This window comes from Pelomicrobium sp. G1, from assembly GCF_051905455.1.
Classification (GTDB): Bacteria; Pseudomonadota; Gammaproteobacteria; order Burkholderiales; family UBA6910; genus Pelomicrobium.
Map to the genome: position 1 here is coordinate 57,866 of NZ_JBQACR010000009.1, position 19,611 is coordinate 77,476.

21 protein-coding genes and 2 pseudogenes are annotated in these 19,611 nt (G+C 67.3%); 5 read left to right on the forward strand and 18 right to left on the reverse strand.

Going from position 1 to position 19,611, the window contains the following annotated elements; all coding sequences use genetic code 11:
* Window positions 1-18 precede the first annotated feature (18 nt).
* The 5 genes and pseudogenes from ACTFO6_RS10155 to ACTFO6_RS10175 form a co-directional block, all read right to left on the reverse strand.
* A complete protein-coding gene (locus tag ACTFO6_RS10155; protein ID WP_439934348.1) occupies window positions 19-441 on the reverse strand; it encodes an ACT domain-containing protein in 423 nt (140 codons plus the stop codon).
* 155 nt (window positions 442-596) lie between these two features.
* Window positions 597-917: pseudogene (locus ACTFO6_RS10160) on the reverse strand (transposase); the annotation flags it as partial.
* A gap of 218 nt (window positions 918-1,135) precedes the next feature.
* Window positions 1,136-1,495 (reverse strand): GIY-YIG nuclease family protein, encoded by a 360-nt coding sequence (locus tag ACTFO6_RS10165; protein ID WP_439934349.1) that lies wholly within the window; start codon window positions 1,493-1,495, stop codon window positions 1,136-1,138.
* Window positions 1,492-1,953, reverse strand: coding sequence for an aromatic-ring-hydroxylating dioxygenase subunit beta (locus tag ACTFO6_RS10170; RefSeq protein ID WP_439934350.1), 462 nt, complete (start codon window positions 1,951-1,953; stop codon window positions 1,492-1,494). The genes ACTFO6_RS10165 and ACTFO6_RS10170 overlap by 4 nt, the downstream gene beginning before the upstream one ends.
* Before the next feature lie 28 nt (window positions 1,954-1,981).
* A complete protein-coding gene (locus ACTFO6_RS10175; RefSeq protein ID WP_439934352.1) occupies window positions 1,982-3,205 on the reverse strand; it encodes an aromatic ring-hydroxylating oxygenase subunit alpha in 1,224 nt (407 codons plus the stop codon).
* A gap of 374 nt (window positions 3,206-3,579) precedes the next feature.
* On the opposite strand from ACTFO6_RS10175, the gene ACTFO6_RS10180 reads away from it, so the two are divergent.
* A complete protein-coding gene (locus ACTFO6_RS10180; RefSeq protein ID WP_439934353.1) occupies window positions 3,580-4,263 on the forward strand; it encodes a Crp/Fnr family transcriptional regulator in 684 nt (227 codons plus the stop codon).
* 102 nt (window positions 4,264-4,365) lie between these two features.
* Here ACTFO6_RS10180 and ACTFO6_RS10185 read toward each other — a convergent pair whose 3' ends face one another.
* From ACTFO6_RS10185 to ACTFO6_RS10225, 9 genes are all read right to left on the reverse strand, one after another.
* Window positions 4,366-5,946, reverse strand: a complete 1,581-nt coding sequence (locus tag ACTFO6_RS10185; RefSeq protein ID WP_439934354.1) for a cytochrome D1 domain-containing protein — start codon at window positions 5,944-5,946, stop codon at window positions 4,366-4,368.
* A 22-nt stretch (window positions 5,947-5,968) separates the two neighbouring features.
* Window positions 5,969-7,174, reverse strand: coding sequence for a heme d1 biosynthesis radical SAM protein NirJ (gene nirJ / locus ACTFO6_RS10190; RefSeq protein ID WP_439934355.1), 1,206 nt, complete (start codon window positions 7,172-7,174; stop codon window positions 5,969-5,971).
* Window positions 7,175-7,239: 65 nt separating this feature from the next.
* Window positions 7,240-7,713 (reverse strand): siroheme decarboxylase subunit beta, encoded by a 474-nt coding sequence (gene ahbB, locus ACTFO6_RS10195; RefSeq protein ID WP_439934447.1) that lies wholly within the window; start codon window positions 7,711-7,713, stop codon window positions 7,240-7,242.
* Between the two features lie 20 nt (window positions 7,714-7,733).
* Complete coding sequence (locus tag ACTFO6_RS10200; RefSeq protein ID WP_439934356.1) at window positions 7,734-8,177, reverse strand: AsnC family transcriptional regulator; 444 nt, start codon at window positions 8,175-8,177, stop codon at window positions 7,734-7,736.
* Entirely contained in the window at window positions 8,170-9,165 is a 996-nt protein-coding gene (gene ahbB / locus ACTFO6_RS10205) for a siroheme decarboxylase subunit beta (RefSeq protein WP_439934357.1), read from the reverse strand. Before ahbB (ACTFO6_RS10205) ends, ACTFO6_RS10200 begins: the two co-directional genes overlap by 8 nt.
* 2 nt (window positions 9,166-9,167) lie before the next feature.
* Window positions 9,168-10,346 carry a cytochrome D1 domain-containing protein gene (locus tag ACTFO6_RS10210; protein WP_439934358.1) on the reverse strand — a complete coding sequence of 393 codons (1,179 nt, stop codon included), beginning with the start codon at window positions 10,344-10,346 and terminating at the stop codon, window positions 9,168-9,170.
* Window positions 10,336-10,725 (reverse strand): c-type cytochrome, encoded by a 390-nt coding sequence (locus ACTFO6_RS10215; RefSeq protein WP_439934359.1) that lies wholly within the window; start codon window positions 10,723-10,725, stop codon window positions 10,336-10,338. The genes ACTFO6_RS10210 and ACTFO6_RS10215 overlap by 11 nt, the downstream gene beginning before the upstream one ends.
* Window positions 10,715-12,454 carry a cytochrome D1 domain-containing protein gene (locus ACTFO6_RS10220; RefSeq protein WP_439934360.1) on the reverse strand — a complete coding sequence of 580 codons (1,740 nt, stop codon included), beginning with the start codon at window positions 12,452-12,454 and terminating at the stop codon, window positions 10,715-10,717. Before ACTFO6_RS10220 ends, ACTFO6_RS10215 begins: the two co-directional genes overlap by 11 nt.
* 107 nt (window positions 12,455-12,561) lie before the next feature.
* Window positions 12,562-14,361 carry a 4Fe-4S binding protein gene (locus tag ACTFO6_RS10225; RefSeq protein WP_439934361.1) on the reverse strand — a complete coding sequence of 600 codons (1,800 nt, stop codon included), beginning with the start codon at window positions 14,359-14,361 and terminating at the stop codon, window positions 12,562-12,564.
* Between the two features lie 233 nt (window positions 14,362-14,594).
* Here ACTFO6_RS10225 and cobA point away from each other — a divergent pair.
* A pseudogene (cobA, locus tag ACTFO6_RS10230) lies at window positions 14,595-15,404 on the forward strand (uroporphyrinogen-III C-methyltransferase); the annotation flags it as partial.
* Here cobA and ACTFO6_RS10235 read toward each other — a convergent pair.
* The 4 genes from ACTFO6_RS10235 to ACTFO6_RS10250 form a co-directional block, all read right to left on the reverse strand.
* Complete coding sequence (locus ACTFO6_RS10235; protein WP_439934362.1) at window positions 15,387-16,685, reverse strand: hypothetical protein; 1,299 nt, start codon at window positions 16,683-16,685, stop codon at window positions 15,387-15,389. The pseudogene cobA and the gene ACTFO6_RS10235 overlap by 18 nt on opposite strands.
* Window positions 16,685-16,912, reverse strand: a complete 228-nt coding sequence (locus ACTFO6_RS10240; protein WP_439934363.1) for a DUF2249 domain-containing protein — start codon at window positions 16,910-16,912, stop codon at window positions 16,685-16,687. The genes ACTFO6_RS10235 and ACTFO6_RS10240 overlap by 1 nt, the downstream gene beginning before the upstream one ends.
* Before the next feature lie 2 nt (window positions 16,913-16,914).
* Window positions 16,915-17,364 (reverse strand): hemerythrin domain-containing protein, encoded by a 450-nt coding sequence (locus ACTFO6_RS10245; protein ID WP_439934364.1) that lies wholly within the window; start codon window positions 17,362-17,364, stop codon window positions 16,915-16,917.
* An 82-nt stretch (window positions 17,365-17,446) separates the two neighbouring features.
* Window positions 17,447-18,427 carry a COX15/CtaA family protein gene (locus ACTFO6_RS10250; RefSeq protein ID WP_439934365.1) on the reverse strand — a complete coding sequence of 327 codons (981 nt, stop codon included), beginning with the start codon at window positions 18,425-18,427 and terminating at the stop codon, window positions 17,447-17,449.
* A gap of 149 nt (window positions 18,428-18,576) precedes the next feature.
* Between ACTFO6_RS10250 and ACTFO6_RS10255 the strand changes: the two genes are divergently transcribed.
* Genes ACTFO6_RS10255 through ACTFO6_RS10265 form a run of 3 tightly spaced genes read left to right on the forward strand, consistent with a single transcriptional unit; the run spans window position 18,577 to window position 19,608 of the window.
* Window positions 18,577-18,807, forward strand: a complete 231-nt coding sequence (locus ACTFO6_RS10255) for a hypothetical protein (RefSeq protein ID WP_439934366.1) — start codon at window positions 18,577-18,579, stop codon at window positions 18,805-18,807.
* 25 nt (window positions 18,808-18,832) lie between these two features.
* Entirely contained in the window at window positions 18,833-19,009 is a 177-nt protein-coding gene (locus ACTFO6_RS10260; protein WP_439934367.1) for a hypothetical protein, read from the forward strand.
* A 53-nt stretch (window positions 19,010-19,062) separates the two neighbouring features.
* A complete protein-coding gene (locus ACTFO6_RS10265) occupies window positions 19,063-19,608 on the forward strand; it encodes a cytochrome C oxidase subunit II (RefSeq protein WP_439934368.1) in 546 nt (181 codons plus the stop codon).
* Window positions 19,609-19,611: the final 3 nt, after the last annotated feature.

Below are 19,611 nucleotides of genomic sequence, written 5' to 3' on the forward strand. Positions count from 1 at the left end.
CGGGCCGCGGGCGGCCCGTCAGGCCTTTTTCAGGATTTCCATCGCCTTCTCGGCGTCTTCCAGCGAATCCACCCCCACGTAGGCGACGAACTGGGTGCCGATCACGGAGGCGGAGAATCCGTGGAGATTGATCCCCGCGTCGGCGAGCTTCTGGGTCAGCTCCGCGGCGATTCCCGGCCGGTCCTGGCCCATCACTCGAACGGAATGGAGACGCTGGGTCACGTTGAAACCCACTGTCGCGGCGGCGCGGACTTCCCTGTCGCCCTGCAGCGGCGTGACGAACACCACCGCGGTCCCGGGTTTCTCCGGAGCGCGCCGCGAGATGATGAATTGCAGGTTCGCCCCCGCTTGGCTCAGGATGGCGAGCACTCCCGCCAGCGCGCCCGGCTTGTCCGGCATGCTGGCCGCCCATACGTCGACAAGCTCGACAAGAAGATCCATGGCATTTCTCCTCCTGCGGCCTATAGCCTATTTAAATTTAGGCCACGGTCGCGCGGGAGGCAAATTCCAGGTGGGGCAGCCCCCTTGCACTTTCACCTCATTTCAGGGGTGTCCTCGTGGCATATCCGGGTTATTGATCCGGCAATCAAATGTTTTCACGCGGCATAGCGCACGGGTTCATGTTCGAAGTATTTGCGAACACGTTGCGGTGACTGCTGGAGTTTGCGCAGATGGCTGATGGCCGCCTTTTTCGGCTGAGCTTGACTGCGTGCCGGCGCGCGCCGCGTTACGCCGTCCTTGAGGTCGGCATTTAGGCATTCGTCCGGGTCAAGCTCCGGGTTGTGGCTCGGCAGGTAGAACACTTCGATCTGCTCCTCGTGGTTGGCCAGCCAGTCTTTCACCTTACGGGCACGATGCACCTTGAGGTTGTCGAGGATGGGGAACACCTTGCGGTCGGTATCCTTGACCAGCCGCCTGCCAAGTACGCCCGGTGTGCCGCCATCACCGTCGGCACCGAAAGCTCCACCTGTGCGGCAACCTCACGCAGCAGCAACCCGCGCTCCCGAAGTTTGACTGCGCGCCGACGGCGCTCGTTGAGCACCGCCAACGGCAGTTTTCGTGCGCCTGTCTTGTCCATGCCCCTTTGGCAACCACAAACCAGAAAGGTCCAAACTTCATGTTGCCGGGTCAATAATCAGCTTTGGAACTTGAGGTGGCTGCCGCATCGCGCGTGGCAGTCGCCGGCGCCGAAGCCCGGAATGATGACGCGGCCCGGCATGGAACGATTCACTGGGCATTCCGCGGCGTCGAAGCAGCGGATCCCCACGACCCGTGCCTCGGGCGCCGCCAGCAGATAATCGATATGCCAGTGCAACCGCTTGTTGCGGGACAGGTGGCGCCTTAGCCGGGCCGCCGGATGGCGCCCGGCGCTGCCCGTGTAAGCGTAGCGGCCGGCGGGAAAATCGAACGTACCCAGCCGGCCCACCCGAATCCGGGCGGGCCGGACGAGCACGATTAGGAGCTGGTAGGTCCGGCAGGACGAGTCGCGGATCAAAACGGAACGTGGTATCCCCAACCGAGGTCCCGGGTATCCAGCTTCACCCATCGCTCCTTGAGCCGCAGCTCGCCGCCTTCCACGGCCACCGTATCCACGTATTTCCCCACCGCGAACAGGCTGGTCGCGCCGCCGTCCAGATTGGTCTTGAAGACCTGGAGGGCCGAGGTGACCTTGGCGGTGCCGCCGTTCATTTCCACCTTGTACACGGTGGCGTTGCGGGTGAGGGGCGAACGGTCGCTGTTGTGCTTGGGCAGCATCTTGAGCAGGAATTCCTCGAACTCCTTCCGGTCCCGGTCCAGCCAGGTCATTTCCTTCTGGATCTCCGGGCTGTAGGCGGAGAGCCGGTAGCGGAACTCGGGATCGCACAGCGCCATGAAGCCGGCGAAGTCCTTGTCGTCCATGAGCATGCAGGTGGAGTAAATGAACTCCTCGATATGGGAGCGTTCAACGGTCATGGTTTGCCTCCTATTGAGCCTTCGGTCTTCAAGCTACCCGGGCGGTCGCCTCGTCCTTGAGCATCGGCTGGGCGGGACTGCGGCCCATGCGCCGCCCCCATTCGGCGATGTAGTGGCGCATGCCGATCTCGTCGTGGATGGTAGCGTTCTCTTCGCGCGCCTGCAGCACGTACATGGGTTGAGAGTCTCTGGCCATGGCGACGCCCTGGCCGGAGGAGGCCAGCAGGTCCTCGTGCAGGTTGCGGCCGAACGGTCCCCAGATGGTGGCGGCGTCCCGCTCCCGCTGCCGGCGCTCTTCTGGCGTGTCCCGCTTCAAGCCCAGGGCGCGGAACTCCAGGAGCACCCGGTCCGGGGCGAGGGGAATGTAGCTGTCGATGCGCAGTACCGAAGTGCGCAGGTTGAGGGTGATCGCCGGGAAGAGATCGACGAGCTTCCAGCCCTTGGGCGGCAGATGGGGCCATCCCAGGTCCGTAGAGTGACTGCTGCCGGCATAGGCACCATAGTTCACGTTCATGGAGCCCACCGTGGCGTGTCCATTGGGGTAGGCGGTGTACTTGCGCTGGAAGTAGCCGGACTTGGGGTCCAGCATGCCGGTAATACGGTTATAGATGTGCAGATAATCGTGATAGAACTCGCTGTTAGTGTCGTGAATCAGCTTGTAGTTGGTGTTGAGCGTCGCCTGGTAATACCAAAAGGTCTCCATCGGTTCGGCGGTGAGCTCAGGCAGCATGTAGTCCAGGGCTTCGCCGATAAAACTGGACAAGGGTTCGCAGTTGTCGTCCAGGTTGACCCATACGAAACCGCCATAGGCAACCTCGGTGCGCACTTCCTTGAGCGCTACGTCTGCCTTGCACACCCGGTCCTGGTAGCCCTCCTTCTCCCGGGGAATGTCGACGCAGTCCCCATGGCCGTTGAATGCCCACTGGTGGAAGATGCAGGTCAAGTACTTGGAGCTGCCGGACGGCTCGTAGACGATCAGGTTCCCCCTGTGGGGGCAGATGTTGTAGAAGGTCCGGACCTTTCCGTCTTCGCCCCGCACGATCACCAGGGGTGTGCCGCCGGGATGGCGGTAGGTGCGGAAGTCGTAGGGGTTGGGCAGCTCGCTTTCGTGGCACGCGAGATGCCACACCTTCTTGAAGATCTTCTCCTTCTCTTCCTCGAAGATCTCCTCGCTCGAATAGATGATGGGATCCACGTAATGGGTGGGGGGAAGCTTGGGTCGCTTTAGCCATTCCGAGGTGGTACGTGCCATGGGTCGCCTCCTTTGTAGTGAGAACGGAACTTAATAACCACAACAGGAGTGTGGTTAAACGCGACTCACGCATAGCCCGTGCCAGCTCGCGGCTTACGAGCTTATGGCTATGATGTAATTAAACATTTACCGTCCGGAGGCGGAAGAAAAGCGGCGAGCGTGTTTCCGCCGGAAACATCCTCGCGAAACGGTGCTGCGAATGGATAAAAGGAAGGGGGAGCGTGGGGACGGCAAGGGTCCCCCCGGATGCTTCATCCGGTCGGGGGGAACGCGGGAACCCCGCCCCCGGGAGCGCTGCGCTTCATGCAGGGGTTTTTCCATCCCTTTGCCTTGGGACATAATCAGCGCTGCCCAACCAGCCTATCCGCCGCATCGTGAAGCCTCTCGATACCCGCGCCTTCCTGATGAACCTGCCCCTGTTCCGCGAGCTGGAAGCGGAGGAGATCGAGCGCGTCGCCCAGTCCACCCAGCAGGTCCGCGCCCTGCGGGGGGAGATTCTCTTCAAGCGGGGCGATCCCTGCACCGGCATCCATGCCCTGGTGTACGGGCAGGTCAAGCTCTCGTTCACTTCCCCCCAAGGCGACGAGAAGGTAGTGGACATCATCGGGCCCGGCGAGACCTTCGGCGAGGCGCTGATGTTCATGGACAAGCCCTACATCGTCTCGGCCCAGGCGCTGGCCGATTCCCTGCTCCTGCACGTCTCGAAGGCGGCGATCTTCGAGGAGCTGGAGCGGGACCCGGCTTTCGCCCGCAGGATGCTGGCGGGCTTGAGCTGGCGCCTGCACAGGCTGGTGCGGGACGTGGAGGCCTACTCCCTGCGCTCCGGCACCCAGCGGGTCATTGGCTACCTGCTGCGGGACGAGCAGGAACAGCCCGAAGCGGGACCTTTCCGGGTCACCCTGCCGGCGAGCAAGGGGATCATCGCCTCCCGCCTGAACCTCACGCCCGAGCACTTCTCCCGCATCCTCCACGATCTCGCCGCGGCCGGGCTGATCGAGGTGGAAGGCCGCACCATCACCATCAAGGAAGTGGAGAAGCTGCGCGCCTACGACCGGTAGTCTCTTGGGGCGCGTGAAGCGAAGCGAAACGCATCGAATAACGCCGGCCACCGGCGCGCCGAGGCTCACCTTATAGTGGGAGCGATTTCGAGTCGGGCTCGGTCAATGGGAGGTTCCTGCCGAGCGGGTGATTTTGTTGTACACGTTGTATTTTCCCGAGGGCTTGTTCATCGGGATGCGCTTGACCTCCTGCAGGTGCTCGGCGTCGTACACCACCAGGGCGCCGTCGTTTTCCCACACGCTCACCAGGGCGTAGCGGCCGTCCCGGGTAAACTCCACGTGGGCGGCGGTTTTGCCGGGGGCGGGACGCAGGGTGGCGACGATTTCCAGTCGCTCCTTGTCGATCACGTGCAGCGCGTCTCGGTGCGGCCCGAAGAACACGTCGACCCAGGCGTAGCGCGTCCCCTCGTGGCTGCGCAGGAAGAAGCCCGGGCCCAGGGTCTCGATCTGCTTGACGATCTTCCAGCTCCCCATGTCGATCACGCTCACCAGGCCCTGCTTGAGATTGGGGGTGGCGAGCACCGGCCGGCCTTCCCGGGTCCAGGCGATGCCGGAGCCGAGGTGGGGCAGCCCCGGCAGGTCCAGGTCCGCGATCTTGCGGCGCACGTCCAGGTTGACCACCCGGGCACCCGACCCGTCCCGGGAGGCGCCGATGACATAAGCATAGCTCGGATCGAAGAAGAAATCGTCCAGGTAGTCGTCCAGCTCGGTGACCCGCACCGGGAACGGTTCCCGCTCGGCGAGCGCCTCGCCCATGCGGTAGTCGTGCACGTAGCCGCGGTAGACCGGAGGGGCGTTCTCGGCGTAGGGAATCTCCCAGATCTGCTTGAGGTCCTTGAGGGCGGCGACGAAGCTGCCCCGCGGCGCGGCGTCGTAGACGGCGGAGACGCGGGAGCTCACGCCTTTTCCGTCCTCCACCGGGATCACCTTGAGCAGACGGAGATCGTGTGCATCGAGGGCCACCAGCGTGTGGGGCAGGTAGTTCGCCACCATCACGTAGCGCCCGTCGCCGGAAACCGCCAGATTGCGGGTGTTGATCCCGGCGCGGACCTCCGCCACGGTGGCGAGGGCGTAGAGGTCGTACTTGGAGATCCAGCCGTCCCGGGAGGCGAAATACACGAAGCGGCCGTCGGGGGAGAACTTGGGACCGCCGTGCAGGGCGAAGCGGGTGGGAAAGCGGGCAATCGGCTCGAAGCGGTCGCCGTCCAGAATGGTGGCGTGGTGGTCCCCGGCCTCCACCACCACGAACAGGTTCAAGGGATCGGCGCCATGGACCGGGCGGGGTGGGAGCGTTTCCGGCGCGCGATGGACGACCCGCGAGGCGCGGATCTCTGTCTCGCCCCACACCGGCCGCGTCCGGGGCGGCGCGTACACGTAGTCGGCGAGGCGCGCGATTTCCTGGGCGGCGAGGGTGCCGGCGAAACCCGGCATCTGGGTCGCCGCGCGCCCCTGGGCGATGACCCGCTCGGCCTCCGCTTTCTTTAGCCGCGCGAGGTTCTCCGGCAGCAGCGCCGGTCCCATGCCTCCCAGGCGCTCGGCGCCGTGACAGGCGGCGCAGTGCCGCCGGTAGAGCTCGGCGGCGTCGTCTTCCGCACCCCGGGACGGGGCCGTGGAGAGCCCGGCGAGCGCGAAAACGGCGAAAGCAAGGGCCAGCGGCCGGTTCCTGGGAAATGGCAGTGTCATGGTTTGCGGATGTGGGGGCGGCTCAGCGGAGCGCCTGCTGCCGGGCGGTCCGGGAATAAGGCGTGACCTGAAGCCGCCCTGCACCGACCTCGACCCCGATTTCCTCGTCGGTGAGATAGCACGCCGGGTCTTCCTGCCAAGGATCGCCGGTGAGCTGCCAGGCACGCACCCGGGTGTTGCCGCCGCACACGTCCAGATAGGCGCAGGCGCCGCAGCGCCCCTTCACGGGCCGCGGACGGCGCTTGAGCCCGGCCATCAGGGGGTCCGTGGTGTCTCGCCAGATCTGGGAGAAAGGCCGCTCCCGTACGTTGCCGAGGGAATAGTCCCACCAGAATGTGTCCGGGTGCACGTTACCCAGGTTGTCTATGTTGGCAATGTGGAGTCCCGAGGCGTTGCCGCCCCATTGGGCCAGCTTGGCCCGCAGATGGCTTTCCTGCGCCGGGAAGTGGCGCCTCGCCCAGAGCAGGAGATAGACCCCGTCGGCGTCGTTGTTGCCGGTCACGAACTCGCTTTTCAGTCCCTGTTCCAGGTGCCGCCAGGCAGTGTCGAGCAGCAGGTCCATGGCCCAACGGGTGGTGACCAGGCGGGCGTCCACCGCCCGGTTCACGTTGCCTCGGCCCGCGTAATTGAGGTGGGAGAGGTAGAACTTGGGAATGCCTTCCTCTTCCATGAGCCGGAGCAGGGCCGGCAGGTCGGCGGCGTTCTCCTGGGTGAGGGTGAAGCGCAGGCCTACCTTGATCCCCCGGTCGCGGCATAGGCGCAAGGCGGACAGGGACCGGTCGAAGGCCCCCGCCATGCGCCGGAACCGGTTGTGGGTCTCGGGCATCCCGTCCAGGCTGATGCCCACGTAGTCGAAGCCCACCGCCTGCACGGCATCGATCGACCCTTGGTCGATCAGGGTGCCGTTGCTGGACAGGCCCACGTAAAAGCCGAGCGCCTTGGCGCGGTGACCGATGGCGAAGATGTCGGGCCGCAGCAGGGGTTCGCCGCCCGAGAGGATCAATACCGGTACGCCGAAGGCCTTGAGGTCATCCATGACCCGGTACACCTCGGCGGTGGAGAGTTCCCCGGGAAAATCCCGGTCCGCGGAGATGGAGTAGCAATGGCGGCAGGCCAGGTTGCAGCGGCGCACCAGGTTCCAGATCACCACCGGGCCCGGAGGCGAGGCGGGCGGGGAGAGGGGCGTCGGCCGGCGGATCTCCCGCAGGTAATGGGTCAGGCGGAACATGGGGTTTCTCGAGCGGCGTTCAAGTCGATGACGAGCATAGGCGGCCGGTAGGATGCTGATCCAGATCAAAAGCGCAGTCCCGTCTTCTTCAGGATGCGCACGCTGTAGAGCACCTCGTGTCCGCGGCAAGCGTTTCCCAAGAGTCGGGCGATGGCCTCCACCTGGCGCTCCACCTCGTCGCGTCGGCGCCCGTGGACCATGGCGAACAGGTTGTAGGGCCAGTCGGGCGGCCGCCGCGGCCGGCGATAGCAGTGGCTCACGAACTCGAGCCCGCCCACCTGGCGCCCCAGGGCGTCCACCAGGGCGTCGTCCACGTCCCACACCGTCATGCCGTTGGCCCGGTAGCCTAGGGCGTAGTGGTTGGGCACGGCGCCGATGCGGCGGATGGCGCCGCGCTGGAGCATGCGCTCGAGCCGGGCGAGCACTTCGTCCACCGGCACGCCGAGCTGGGCCGCCAGGGCGTGATAGGGCCGGGACACTAAGGGCAGCCCGGCCTGGGTGGCGAGCACCAGCCGGCGGTCCAGCGGGTCGAGGGCCATGACGGGGTTGGCCGGATCGGTCATACGTGGAGCCGCAGGCCGATAAAGTACTCGGCCTCTTTGGGAAGGTTCAGGACCGGATAGCCGGTCAGGGCTTCGATACGCTGCAGGGCCGCCGCGATCTTCTCCGGGGCGTCGGCCGCCAGCACTATCCACAGGTTGAAGCGGTGGTCTCGCTGGTAGTTGTGGGCCACTTCCGGCAGGGCGTTCACCAGGGCTGCGACCCGTTCTAGCTCCTCGGGGGGCACTGCCATGGCGGCCAGGGTGAAGGCGCCTCCCAGGCGCTCGGCGTCGAACAGGGGGCCAAAGCGGGTGAGCGTCCCATCGGCGAGCATGCGGCGCAGCCGCTCCAGCAGCTCGTCCTCGTCGGTGCCGAGGGCCTGGGCTACCTGGGCAAACGGCCGCTCGCAGAGGGGAAGGCCGGATTGTAGTCGGTTGAGGATGGCCCGGTCCAGCTCATCCATCGGTCGTCTCCAGGTCGAGCCGGGGCGCCTCCCGCTGCTTGAACCGGCGCCGGCTGAAAAGCACCTCGTGGGGATAGCGGTCCAGGTCGGACTCGGCCAGGAGCTCCACCCGCTCCAGCACCCGGTTGCGGTCGCGCCCATGGATCATGCAGAACAGGTTGTAGGGCCAGTCGGGCGGCCGCCGGGGCCGACGGTAGCACAGGGTGACAAAGTCCCACGCCAGAAGGGCGTCGACCGCCTGCGGGAGTTCCGCTTCCGGCACGTCCCAGACCACCATGGCGTTGGCCCGGTAGCCCAGCTCGTGGTGATGGACGATGACGCCGAGCCGCTGGATCACGCCCGCGGCGAGCCAGTCCCGGAGGCGGGCGAGGATCGCCTCCTCTTCGATCCCCGCGGCCTCCCCCAGGGCGGCGTAGGGCCGCTCGGTCAGGGGCAATCCCCGCTGTAGCCCCTCCACCAGGACGTGGGCGGGGCCGTCCAGGTCCACGCGCTGGGGACGTGGTGGGAGCGATCGCCGGGACAGGCATCGGCCCGGCGCGCCGTCCGCCGCCAGATCGAACCCCAGGTCGATGTGATAGTCCTCCAGCAGGGGCAGCTCAAGGAGGGGCAACTGGGCGCGAAGCTCAATCTCGTGCACCAACGCCGACAAGCGCGCTTCGTTGGGCGCGGTGGCCACGAACCACAGGTTGTAGCGGTGCTCCCGCTCGTAGTTGTGGGTGATCTCTGGATAGCCGCTCACCATCCCAGCGACGGCCTCCAGCCGGTCCTCAGGAACCGCCAGGGCCCCCAGGACGCTGGCGCCCACGGTGTTCGGGCGGAAGGTGGCGCCGATGCGGCTCACGATCCGCCGCTCCTTCAGCATGGCGAGGGTGCGCAGCACCCGCTCCGGGGAAGTCCCGAGCTCCCGGGCAAGGACGTCGAAGGGCCGAGGCACCAGCGGGAAATTCCGCTGGTAGCAATTCAAGAGGGCGAGCTCCAGATCCAGCATGGTTACATTCCGGTGACGAATGCTCGGGAGGTGAAGAAGATGCCGCTCGGCTTCCGGGCAGGGATGCGGGCGAGCTCGGCGAAGCTCGCGGTGTCGTAGACCAGCACCCGGTCGTCGTCCCGGGCCGAAATCCACACCTCTCCGCCTCGGGGTGTGAACTCCATGTGCAGCACCGCCTTGCCCGGCTTGAGCGTGCGCACGATGCGCCGGGACGGCACGTCGATCACCTGCACCGTGTCGTTGTCTGGATAGGCGAAGTTGACCCATACTTGGCGGCCCCCCGGCTGGGCCATGACGAACACCGGCTGGCCATGGACCGGGATGCGGGCCGTCTCGCGCCAGGTCTCCGTGTCCACCACCAGTACTTCATGGGCGCCTACGGCGGGAAGGAAAGCCTCCCGGCCGGCGATGGCCCAGCCTTCCAGGTGGGGCATCTTGTACACGGGAAGCCGCTGCCGGCCGCGCCCATAGCCGTCCAGCACCCGCCGCACGCCGGCCTCGGGCCGCCACAGGTCCAGCAGCGCGACGCCGTCCTCGCCGAACAATCCGGCCAGGTAGTAGCGACCGTCGGGGGTCACCAGCGCGTCGTAGGGCTCTTTTCCGATCCCGGTGTAGCGGTGCACCCGGGGCGCCGCCGGCTCGCTTAAGTCGGCGAGCCAGATTTCGCCGGTGTCGAACAGGCTGAACACGAACCGGTTGCCCGGCGCGTCTTCCAGCCCCACCACCTTAGCGCGCCTGCCGCCCCCCGTCTCGGTGGCCGGCAGATCGGCGACCTGCTCCAGGGTTTCGCTGGAGAACACCTTGACCCCGCCCGGCTCGTAGTTGGCCACAGCGACGAGGCGCCCATCCTGGGAGATGGCGCCGCCGATGCTGTTGCCCGCCTGCACCACTCGGCGCGCGATGCGCTGCTCCAGCAGATCCACCTTGGTAAGCCCGCCGTCGCGCCCGAAGACGAAAGCATGGCGCCCGTCCCGGGAATACACCACGGACGCGTGGGACAGGTCTCCCAGGCCCTCCACTACGCCGATGGCCCGACGGGCGGTGGTGTCCACGATCAGCACCCGCCCAGAGCCTCGCTCCACGATGAGGCCCAGGTCCCCGGTGCCGCGCAGCGCCGGCGCCGCGCAGCCGGCGAGGGCGAGCGCCAGGAGCCATGGGACGATTCGTGCCTTAACGTTCATCGGGCACTCCTTCGAGCAGCCTGTGGGCGAGCCACGCCGCCTCGTCCTCGGAGAGGAAGCGGGACCAGGGCGGCATGGCGGTCCCGGGGCGGCCGTGGAGGATGGCGGCGGCGAGGCCCTGGGGGTCCTTCCCGGAGAGGGCCGAGGGCAGGAGCGGCGGTCCAAGGCCGCCGCGCAGGGTGAGGCCGTGGCACGATCCGCAGTCATGGCGCAGCAGGGCCAACAGCTCCCCCTGGCGGGCGGGGGAAGGCGCCTCGCCTGCCGCGCTCACCGCGGCCCAGGCGAAGACCGCGGCGAGCAGCCTCCGGCACCAGGAAAAAAAAGCGGGGTTTCCCCCGCCGGCAGAGTGAGGAGGGACTGCCTGAACCTTAATAAACATCGTGCCGCGTGTTGTAGACATTGAACTTGCCGGTGGGCGTGATGAGTTTCGGGTCTTTGATCACTGCCTTGAGCTTGCGGGTCTTGTCGTCCACCACTACGATGGCCGACTCGTGGTTCTTGGCGCTCCACACCGAGAACCACACTTCATCGCCCGCCTTGTTGTACTCCGGCTGCAGAACCCGTTTAGCGCCCTCGCCCAGGCCGGCCCATTCGGCGATAGGCAGCACCTCGTAGCCCTTGTCCAGGTTGTCGATGTCGAATACCGCGACGCTCTGGCTGATCTTCGGATCTGGGTTGAGGGCGGTGTCCACCCACAGGTTGCGGGACTTGGGATGGGTCTTGATGAAGAGGGACCCGCCTCCCTGGCCCTTGAGCATGCGCACCACCTTCCAGGCGTACTGGGGATGCTTCTGCGGGTCGGTGCCGATGATGGCGATGTTCTCGTCCCCCAGGTGCCCGGTGGCCCACACCGGCCCGTACTTGGGATCCACGAAGTTGGCACCCCGGCCCGGGTGGGGAATCTTGCCCACTTCGATGAGGGCCACCCGCTTGCCTTCTTTGGCGTCCACCACCGCGATCTTGTTGGACTGGTTGGCCGCCACCAGGAAGTAGCGCTTGGACGCGTCCCATCCGCCGTCGTGGAGGAAGCGGGCCGCTTCGATCTCCGTGACCTGGAGATTGCGGATGTCCTTGTAGTTCACCAGCAGGATCTTGCCGGTCTCCTTCACGTTCACCACGAACTCGGGCTTGAAATGGGAGGAGACGATGGAGGCGACCCGGGGCTCCGGGTGGAACTCCTGGGTGTCCACGGTCATGCCGCGGGTGGAGACGATCTTGAGCGGCTCCAGGGTGTCCCCCTTCATGATCACGTACTGGGGCGGCCAGTAGGAGCCGGCGATGGCGTACCTGTCTTCCCAGCCCTTGTATTTGGAAGTGTCCACCGAGCGGGCCTCCAGGCCGATCTTGATCTCGGCCACGTTGTCTGGTTTTTCCATCCACAGGTCGATCATGTTGATCTTGGCGTCGCGGCCGATCACGAAGAGATAACGCCCGGAAGCCGAGAGGCGGGAAATGTGGACCGCGTATCCGGTCTTGACGATGTTGACGATCTTCTTGCTGTCGCCGTCGATCAGCGCCACCTCGCCGGTGTCCCGCAGGGTCACCGAGAACAGGTTGTCCAGGTTGAGGTTGTTCATCTTCTTTTTCGGACGCTTCTCGGGCGGCACGATGACCTTCCACGTCTGCTTCATCTCGGGCAAGCCGAACTCGGGCGGCGTGGGCGGCTCGTGCTGGAGGAAACGGGCCATGATGTCCACATCCTTGTCCGTGAGCTCGCCGCTGGTGCCCCAGTTGGGCATCCCCTGGGGGGAGCCATAATTGATGAACACCTTGAGGTACTCGGTGCCCTTGGGCAGGGTGATGTCGGGGGTGAGGGGCTTGCCGGTAGCGCCCTTGCGTAGCACCCCGTGGCAGCCGGCGCAGCGCTCGAAATAGATCTGCTTGGCGCGGGCGAACTCCTCGCTGGTAAGGGGCGGGGCCTTGGGCGTCACCACTTCCGCCGCTTCTTCGGGCTTGATCACCGTGGGGGCGCCCTTGTAGCGCAAATCCTCTTCCGGCGTGCCGGGGTGTACCGGCTGCTTCTGCTGGGCGATCCCGGTCCCGGCGTAAAGTGCCAGCGCCGCAAAGACCGCGGACGCCGCCGCGGTCAAGGTTCCCTTCGCTCCCATGGCCTGCTCTCCCTGAGTGATATGAAGAATCCGATGACGATATAAGTTAGGCGCTCGCCCGGGCGTGCGCTTTGATGTGCATCAAAGAAACCGTGTCACCGGTAGGGCTATGACGGGGGTTGGCGAAGGCGGCCGCCCTCGTGGTCACGCTCCTCGTACCCGGAAGGTTCGGGGCCGTAGGCGCCGATCATGGTCTCCATTCTCTGCACCGCTTCCCGCGCCCGGGGCAGGCGCTCGCGCCGCTTGCGCCGCTCGATGAGGGGCGGGCATTTGCGCTCGTTGTAGTACACCACCTGGCAGTCGAGGCAGTAGTGGCATTCGTTGGCGTTGATCTCGCCGGTGGGCCGGATCGCCCGCACCGGGCATTCCACCGCGCACACCTGGCAGGGCTTGCCGCATTCCCGGCGCCGCCGCAGCCACCAGTCGAAGAGGCGGAACCGGCCGGGGATCGCCAGGGCCGCCCCGAGGGGGCACAGGTACTTGCAGAAGAACTTGCGGTTGACCATCGTGATCCCGATCAAGCCGGCCGCGTAGAGCACGAAGGGCCACTCCCGCTGGAAGCGCATGCCGAAGGTGGTCTTGAACGGTTCCACTTCGGCGAAGACCGCCGCCTCCCCCATGGACTGGAGGGAGATGCCGAACAGCACGACCAGGATCACGTACTTCACCGCCCACAGGCGCTCGTGGACTACGTCGGGCAGCTCGAGCTGGGGCGCGCCCAGGCGCCGGGCGATCTTGTTGATGAGTTCCTGCAGCGCCCCGAAAGGGCACAGCCAGCCGCAGTAGACCCCGCGTCCCCACAGGAGCAGGGTCACGGCCACGAAGGACCAGAGGATGAACAGCATGGGATCGATCAGGAAGTGCTCCCAGCGGAACTCCCGCATCACCGAGTGGGCGAAGGTGAGCACGTTGATCACGGTGAGCTGGGCGAGGGCATACCAGCCGAGGAAGAACAGGGTGTAGGCGAGAAAGGCGTTGCGCACCCAGGCCGTGAGCCGCGGGCGGCGGGCGAGCCAGTCCTGGAACACCAGGATCAGGGTGAGGATCGCAAGGCTCACCGCCAGCACCGCGATCTCGAACGTCCGCTGCCGCCACATGCCGATCCACAGGGGCTCTTCCGGCGCCGCCAAAGACGCGGCGGGCGGCGCGATCGGCGCTCGGGCGGGGGCGGTTTCCTCCGACGCCGCCGGTGGCTTGGCGGGGCGCGGCACGGCGGTCGGGGACGTCTTCCGGGGCAGGGAGGGCTTGATGGGAGCGACGGCGGGAGGGGGCTCGATGGCTGCCGGCGCTTCGGGCTCGGGCGGGGGCGCGGGGGGAGACAGGCCCCGGGATTGGGCCACCGCCCGGGCGGCGCGGGTGACGGTGGCGTTTTCCACCATCACCGTGATGGTGGCGCCGGCGATGGTGTCGATGGCCACGTGGCCTTCCCGCCGGGCGCCGACCGCGATGCGATCGAACACCGATTTGCCTACATACTGGTCGACGAATCGTTTCAGGCGCTCGGGGGTGATGCCGACGGCGAGGATCGGCTCTTCGTGGTGGACGATGGCGATCCCCGTGATCCGCCCGGACCGATCGAAGCCCACCAGGGTGTTGATGGGCTTGCCGGAGTAGGCGGGAATGCGCAGGACGTCGGCGGTGAGGAAGGCGTAGCCGATCACCTCTTCCCCCTGGTAGACCGCCGCCGCCGGCGGGTCGCCCTCCAGGTTCCCGAACCGGTCCGCCTGGGGGAAGAATTCCTTGACCTGGGGATAGCGCTCGGCGATGTCCGCGGCGGCCGGCGCGGCCAAAAGGATAAGGGCGAGCCACGCGAACGCCGCCCAACCCCGCCGCCGTCGGGCGGCGAGTCGCGGCCGGCCGCAGGCGAGGTGCGAAGAGAGCGGCCGCATCGGGGGCATCGGTTTCATTCGGGCGCCGATTGAAAAAAATCATTCTAGAGATCGAGGGCCGCGGATGGTTTTGACGTGCATCAAGGAATGCGCGCTGAAGCCTGGGCGACGGCACCGCCACCGGCTTTGACTTAAATCAAGGTTCGCCGGGAGGCATGTCCTTAGAGTCCTTGTCAGGCTATGGGTCTTTCGACCCGGCCATCCTTCGACTGCACGAGCCCATGGGCATGGACCGGCCAACCGCCACCTTCGGCGTCGACGCGCCTCCCGCCGGGGGGCGCGGCGAGGTCTATCTGGTAGGGGCCGGGCCGGGCGATCCCGAGCTGCTGACGCTGCGGGCCTTGAAGCTTATGCAGCGGGCGGACGTGGTGCTCTATGATCGCCTAGTGTCCTCCGAGATCCTGGCGCTGGTGCGCCCCGGCGCAGAGCGGATTTGCGTGGGCAAGGAGCCGGGGCGCCACAGCGTGCCCCAGGCGGAGATCTGCAAGCGGCTCGTGGGCCTGGCGCGGGAAGGCAAGCGGGTGCTGCGCTTGAAGGGCGGCGATCCCCTGATCTTCGGGCGCGGCGCCGAGGAGCTGGAGGTCCTGGCGGCCCACGGCATTCCCTTCGAGATCGTCCCCGGCATCACCGCCGCCACCGGAATGGCGGCCTACGCCGGCATTCCCCTCACCCATCGGGACCACGCCCACGCTTGCGTGTTCGTCACCGGCCATCTCCAGGACGGCAGCATGGACCTGGATTGGGAGGCCCTGGCACGTCCTCGTCAGACGGTGGTGGTGTACATGGGGCTCGGCGGGCTGGCGTTCCTGTGCCGCTCCCTGGTGGCCCACGGCCTGGCGCCCGCCACGCCCGCCGCCGTGGTGGAGCGGGCCACCACCCCCGGGCAGCGGGTCGCCGTGGGAACCCTGGAGAGCCTTCCGGAACTCGCCCGCGCTGGGGGTTTCCAGCCGCCGGCGCTGGTGGTGGTGGGCGAGGTGGTGCGGCTGCACGGCGTGCTGGGATGGTTCGCGCCCCGATCCGGCGCCCTGCCGGATCCGGTTCCTTCAGCCGTGCCCACGTGAAAGATCCTGCTTCGCCCTGCGGTAGAGGCGGACCGACCCCAGCAGGTTGAGCCCCAGCCACAGGGCGGAGATCCCGAAGCCGACGCCGGCGGCGGAGGCGAGGGCGGGCCGATCCACCGCGGCGACGAGGAGTGCCAGCGCCGCGGCGTGGGCCCACACGTGGGCAAGGCACGAACCCTGGGGCGCGAGCTGCCTGGCGCTGGGAAGCGGCCGGGCGTGGCTCGCAAGCCCCTGCAGGTCGATCCAGGCGAGAAACGGCACGATCCGGTACAGCATGCCGGCGATCATCCAGAAGGCGAAGCCGAAGAGGAATGCCACCGCCGCCATGACGGCGATGGGGCGGCCGTGGGTCGCGTCGGTCGCCAGGCTCACGCCCGCGCCGAGCAGGCTTGCGCCGAGGGCCAGCATCGCCAGGCGCCAGGCGGCAGCTGTGGCACCGTCCCCACGGCGACGACCGCCCGACTGGATCTTCAAGGTCACGAGAAGGAAGGCAGCGAACGCGGTCAAGATTCCGGCACCCGCTAGCCCGTAAAAGAAGCGCCCCACCGCCGCGCCCCCGGCGAGGGCCGCCGCGGACATGGATACCAGGGCGCCCACCACCGCCGGCGCCAGGCCCCGGTGCACGAGCTTGGGGTAAGGCTTCGTCAGCCCGAACATGGGCACCACCTGGTAAGCGACCCCGGCCACCAGCAAGCCGATCCAGCCGGCGAATCCCCACGCCAGGTGAAGATCCACCAGCGCGGGCCGGGGAACGGCGGCGAAGGGGACCGGGACGACGGCCAGGGTGGCGCCCATCAGGACGGTGACCGCGAGCGAGGCCAGGGCGAAGCCCACGGTGACGCCGGTGGGCGTGGCCACCGGCGCCCGGAGGATCGCTTGCGCCGCGGCTGCGACGTAAACGCCGAGGCCCGCCAGCAGCGCCGCCGCGCCGAAGGGCGCGAGCAGGGGGACGCCGCCCAGGAAGGTCCAGGCCAGCAGGAGGGTGCCGACGGTCAATGCCCCGTGGGCCACCTCCGCCACCAGGCGCCCTCGCGCCACCGGGGCGCCCGCCGCCACGGGCAGGATCTGGAGCAGGGCGCCGGCGGCGGTCATGGTGACGAAGCCCAGGGTCATCAAATGGGTGGCGGCGAGGGCGGCGGGCGTCCAGCGGCTCGCCGCGGCCGCCGGGCCCTTCGTGGCGATGACGACGGCGGCAAGCAGGGCGAAGGTGGGCGCGGTGAGGAAGAAGCGCAGCAGAACGGACAGAGGCAGCACGCCGTCCGCGGTCCTCGGCGGCAGCATTACGCGCGAGCCCAGATTTCGATGCAAAACGTGCCCTCGTCGTTCACGCGAGTCGAGTGCTCGTAGCCATTGCGCTCCAGGATGCGGTAGAGGGGAAAGGGCTCCCGCTCGAGCAGCAGCAGCATCCGCTGTCCCGGTTTGAGCCGGCACAAGGCCTCGAGCGCCCGCTCCAGGGGCTCGGGCGGCTCGAGACCCCGGGCGTCCACGATCAGGTCGTCGTTTGCCACCCTTATGTCCCGATCTCCTGCGCTAGCGCTTCCAGGAGCTGGGCCCGCTGGCCGGCGAGGACCCGGTCGCACAGGGGGTACAACACCTGCTCCTCCTTGAGATTATGTTGTTGCATGAAGAGGAGCAGAGTCTCGAAGGCATCGCGGAAAGCCCTGGGGTCGGCATCCGCCGCCGCCCCGGCGAGGGCGGCGATGAGGGGACGCATCTGGGCGTGCTCGTGCCGCATGACCGCGGTCGGTCCGCCGGGCGCACCGGTGGCGCTTTCGTAGGCAGGAAACAGGATCGTCTCCTCCAGCCGGAAGTGCCTTTCCATGGCTTCGCTGAAGCGGCGCATCGCCTGGCGGCAGCGGTTCCAATCCCCCAGGAGCATGGCCGCCTCTCCCTCGGCGAACAGTTGATCGCAGGCCCGATGGTCGGTGGAGAACCACTCGGTGAAGGTATCCGCAGTCATGGGGGTCGGCAAACGAGCAGCGTAGCGGTCGAGGATGGGAGGCATTGTGGAGACCCGGGTAGCGGGCGCGCCTTGATGTGAATCAAGCGAGCGGTGCAGCACGCCCGCGCCGGGCGGCGCGCACCGCGAGCTCCACGGCGACGAGGAGCAGAGCCGCGGCCAGGGCGTTGTGGACCAGGGCGAGGGGCAGGGGAAAGGCGAGCTTCACCATCGCCGCGCCGAGCGCGGCCTGGAGCAGGGCCAGCAGGGCGGCTGCGGCCGCCGGGAGGCGCAGTCCCGGATAGGCTCGGGCGCCGAGGGCCACGGCACCGAGCCAGCCGAGGGTCAGGAGGGCCCCGAGGCGATGGGCCAGATGGAGGGCGGCGCCCTGGTCGCGGGGAAGGGGGGCGGGGGAGGAGGCGAACGGGTCGAAGGCGGCCAGCCCCTCGCTGGGGGAAAAGTCCCCTTCGCACCCGGGCAGGGTGGGGCAGGCGGCTGCGGCCAGCTTGACGCTGAGGAGGCCCCCGAGCCCGATCTGGACCGCGATCAGCACCACCGCGGCAACCGCGGCGAATCGCAGGCTCGGCGCGTGCCTGGGGTCGGAGACGCCGAGCCGCGGCGGATGCGCCTGGCGCGCCCGCAGCATCCAGGCGCAGGCTAGCAGCGCGAGGCCGCCCAGCAGGTTGCCGAGGGCCACCGTCGGCGCCATACCGGTGGAAGAAGAGATCCCCAGCAAGGCGAGAAAGGCGGTGAGCGCCGCCATAGCCAAGGCCAGTACCACGTCGCCATGGCGGCGCGGCTGCCGCAGGCTCGCCACCAGAATCGCGAAGACGAGGAGCAGCATGGCGCTCGCGGCGAGGCGGTGGCCCAGTCGCGCCAGAAACTGGAGCGGCGAGGAGGCGCCGCCCCTCGGGTGGGCGCCGGGCATCGACGGCGCGCCGTAGCACTCGGGCCAGGGCTCGCAGCCGAGACCCGCGGCGGCGAGCCGCAGGTAGGCGCTCGATACCACCACGAACAGCATGACCGCGCTAGCGGCCAGGGCGAGGCGCGCCAGGAGGGGCGAGGGCGGATCGGGGGGATCCATGGACTCCACGATGGGGACGGGGTTTCGCTACGCAGCTTACCTCTGGACGCCCTCCTTCGCCCCGCGAGGTGGAAATTTCTTGATGCGTATCAAGGAGCCCTCCCTCTCCGCTGCGGATCATCAAGGCCTGAAAGCGACAGGAGGAGCCCATGGCTGGAGCGCGATGGCGCAAGACCCCATGGACGACGGTGGCTGTGGCGGCTGCGATCCTCGCCCTGAGCGGTTTCGGCGCCGCCCTTTCTGACGGGGCGCGGCTGTGCAGCCCGGTCAATGACAAATGGGTTGGCGGCGGCTGGTACTCGTCCCCCGGTTTGCTGCGGGCTCTGGCCGTCGCCGATCGCTTGTGCGGCCGCTCGGAGCAGGAGCGGCGCGAAGGTTGATGGCTTCCAGCACGGAGGAAGAAAAATGGCCGAACCATCCAAAATCCAGGACCCGGAAGAGCTCAGCGACGAGCCCATCCCCTTCATGCAGCAGCTTTTGGACAACCCGTTCGCCCTGCTGTTCCTGGGAATCGCCTCGCCCATGGTGCTTTACGTGGTGTGGGGCGTGATGGAGATCCTGAGCATCCCGGTCGCCAAGTAGGCAAGCGGCGAGCGCTGCCGGTACACGGAACCGACAGAAGGGGAGTTTACGCCATGCCCACTGCCATCGACCCACCGAAGAACCGCGTCTGGTGGAAGGATCCGGTCGACAAGGTCGAGATCACCTGGATCGTGCTCGCCCTGATCTGGGGTCTCATCATGTTCTTCATGATGCCCTACTGGCATGTGTACGGAAAACAGAACCTGTCCAACGAAGCGTACCGCTCCACCCCCGAGCTCTTCAGCCGGAAGACCCAGGAGATGGTGGACAAGTACACGGTGCGCACCGAGACCGACCAGAAAATTCCCGTGGTGCACCCGCCTGCGGGCAGCGACGTCTATCTGATCGCCCGCCTGTGGCAGTGGTGGCCCCTGGTGGAGTTGGAGGCGGGCAAGAGCTACCGGCTGCACCTCATGTCCATGGACTGGCTGCACGGCTTTTCCCTGCAGCCCGAGAACATCAACATCCAGGTCCATCCCGGCTACGAGCACGTGTTGACGGTGACGCCCACCAAGGAAGGCACCTACTCCATCGTGTGCAACGAATACTGCGGGATCAACCATCACACCATGACCAGCAAGCTGTACGTGGTCAAGTAAGGG

Bases quoted from the DNA above. Each gene is read 5' to 3' on its own strand.
- ahbB (WP_439934447.1), bottom strand. From the start codon at position 7,713: ATGGCCCTCGACCCGCTGGACCGCCGGCTGGTGCTCGCCACCCAGGCC.
- ACTFO6_RS10245 (WP_439934364.1), bottom strand. From the start codon at position 17,364: ATGACTGCGGATACCTTCACCGAGTGGTTCTCCACCGACCATCGGGCC.
- ACTFO6_RS10155 (WP_439934348.1), bottom strand. From the start codon at position 441: ATGGATCTTCTTGTCGAGCTTGTCGACGTATGGGCGGCCAGCATGCCG.
- ACTFO6_RS10265 (WP_439934368.1), top strand. From the start codon at position 19,063: ATGCCCACTGCCATCGACCCACCGAAGAACCGCGTCTGGTGGAAGGAT.
- ahbB (WP_439934357.1), bottom strand. From the start codon at position 9,165: ATGCTGGATCTGGAGCTCGCCCTCTTGAATTGCTACCAGCGGAATTTC.
- ACTFO6_RS10220 (WP_439934360.1), bottom strand. From the start codon at position 12,454: ATGGGAGCGAAGGGAACCTTGACCGCGGCGGCGTCCGCGGTCTTTGCG.
- ACTFO6_RS10185 (WP_439934354.1), bottom strand. From the start codon at position 5,946: ATGACACTGCCATTTCCCAGGAACCGGCCGCTGGCCCTTGCTTTCGCC.
- ACTFO6_RS10210 (WP_439934358.1), bottom strand. From the start codon at position 10,346: ATGAACGTTAAGGCACGAATCGTCCCATGGCTCCTGGCGCTCGCCCTC.
- ACTFO6_RS10255 (WP_439934366.1), top strand. From the start codon at position 18,577: ATGGCTGGAGCGCGATGGCGCAAGACCCCATGGACGACGGTGGCTGTG.
- ACTFO6_RS10175 (WP_439934352.1), bottom strand. From the start codon at position 3,205: ATGGCACGTACCACCTCGGAATGGCTAAAGCGACCCAAGCTTCCCCCC.
- ACTFO6_RS10215 (WP_439934359.1), bottom strand. From the start codon at position 10,725: ATGTTTATTAAGGTTCAGGCAGTCCCTCCTCACTCTGCCGGCGGGGGA.
- ACTFO6_RS10170 (WP_439934350.1), bottom strand. From the start codon at position 1,953: ATGACCGTTGAACGCTCCCATATCGAGGAGTTCATTTACTCCACCTGC.
- nirJ (WP_439934355.1), bottom strand. From the start codon at position 7,174: ATGTTCCGCCTGACCCATTACCTGCGGGAGATCCGCCGGCCGACGCCC.
- ACTFO6_RS10200 (WP_439934356.1), bottom strand. From the start codon at position 8,177: ATGGATGAGCTGGACCGGGCCATCCTCAACCGACTACAATCCGGCCTT.
- ACTFO6_RS10260 (WP_439934367.1), top strand. From the start codon at position 18,833: ATGGCCGAACCATCCAAAATCCAGGACCCGGAAGAGCTCAGCGACGAG.
- ACTFO6_RS10235 (WP_439934362.1), bottom strand. From the start codon at position 16,685: ATGCTGCCGCCGAGGACCGCGGACGGCGTGCTGCCTCTGTCCGTTCTG.
- ACTFO6_RS10250 (WP_439934365.1), bottom strand. From the start codon at position 18,427: ATGGATCCCCCCGATCCGCCCTCGCCCCTCCTGGCGCGCCTCGCCCTG.
- ACTFO6_RS10225 (WP_439934361.1), bottom strand. From the start codon at position 14,361: ATGAAACCGATGCCCCCGATGCGGCCGCTCTCTTCGCACCTCGCCTGC.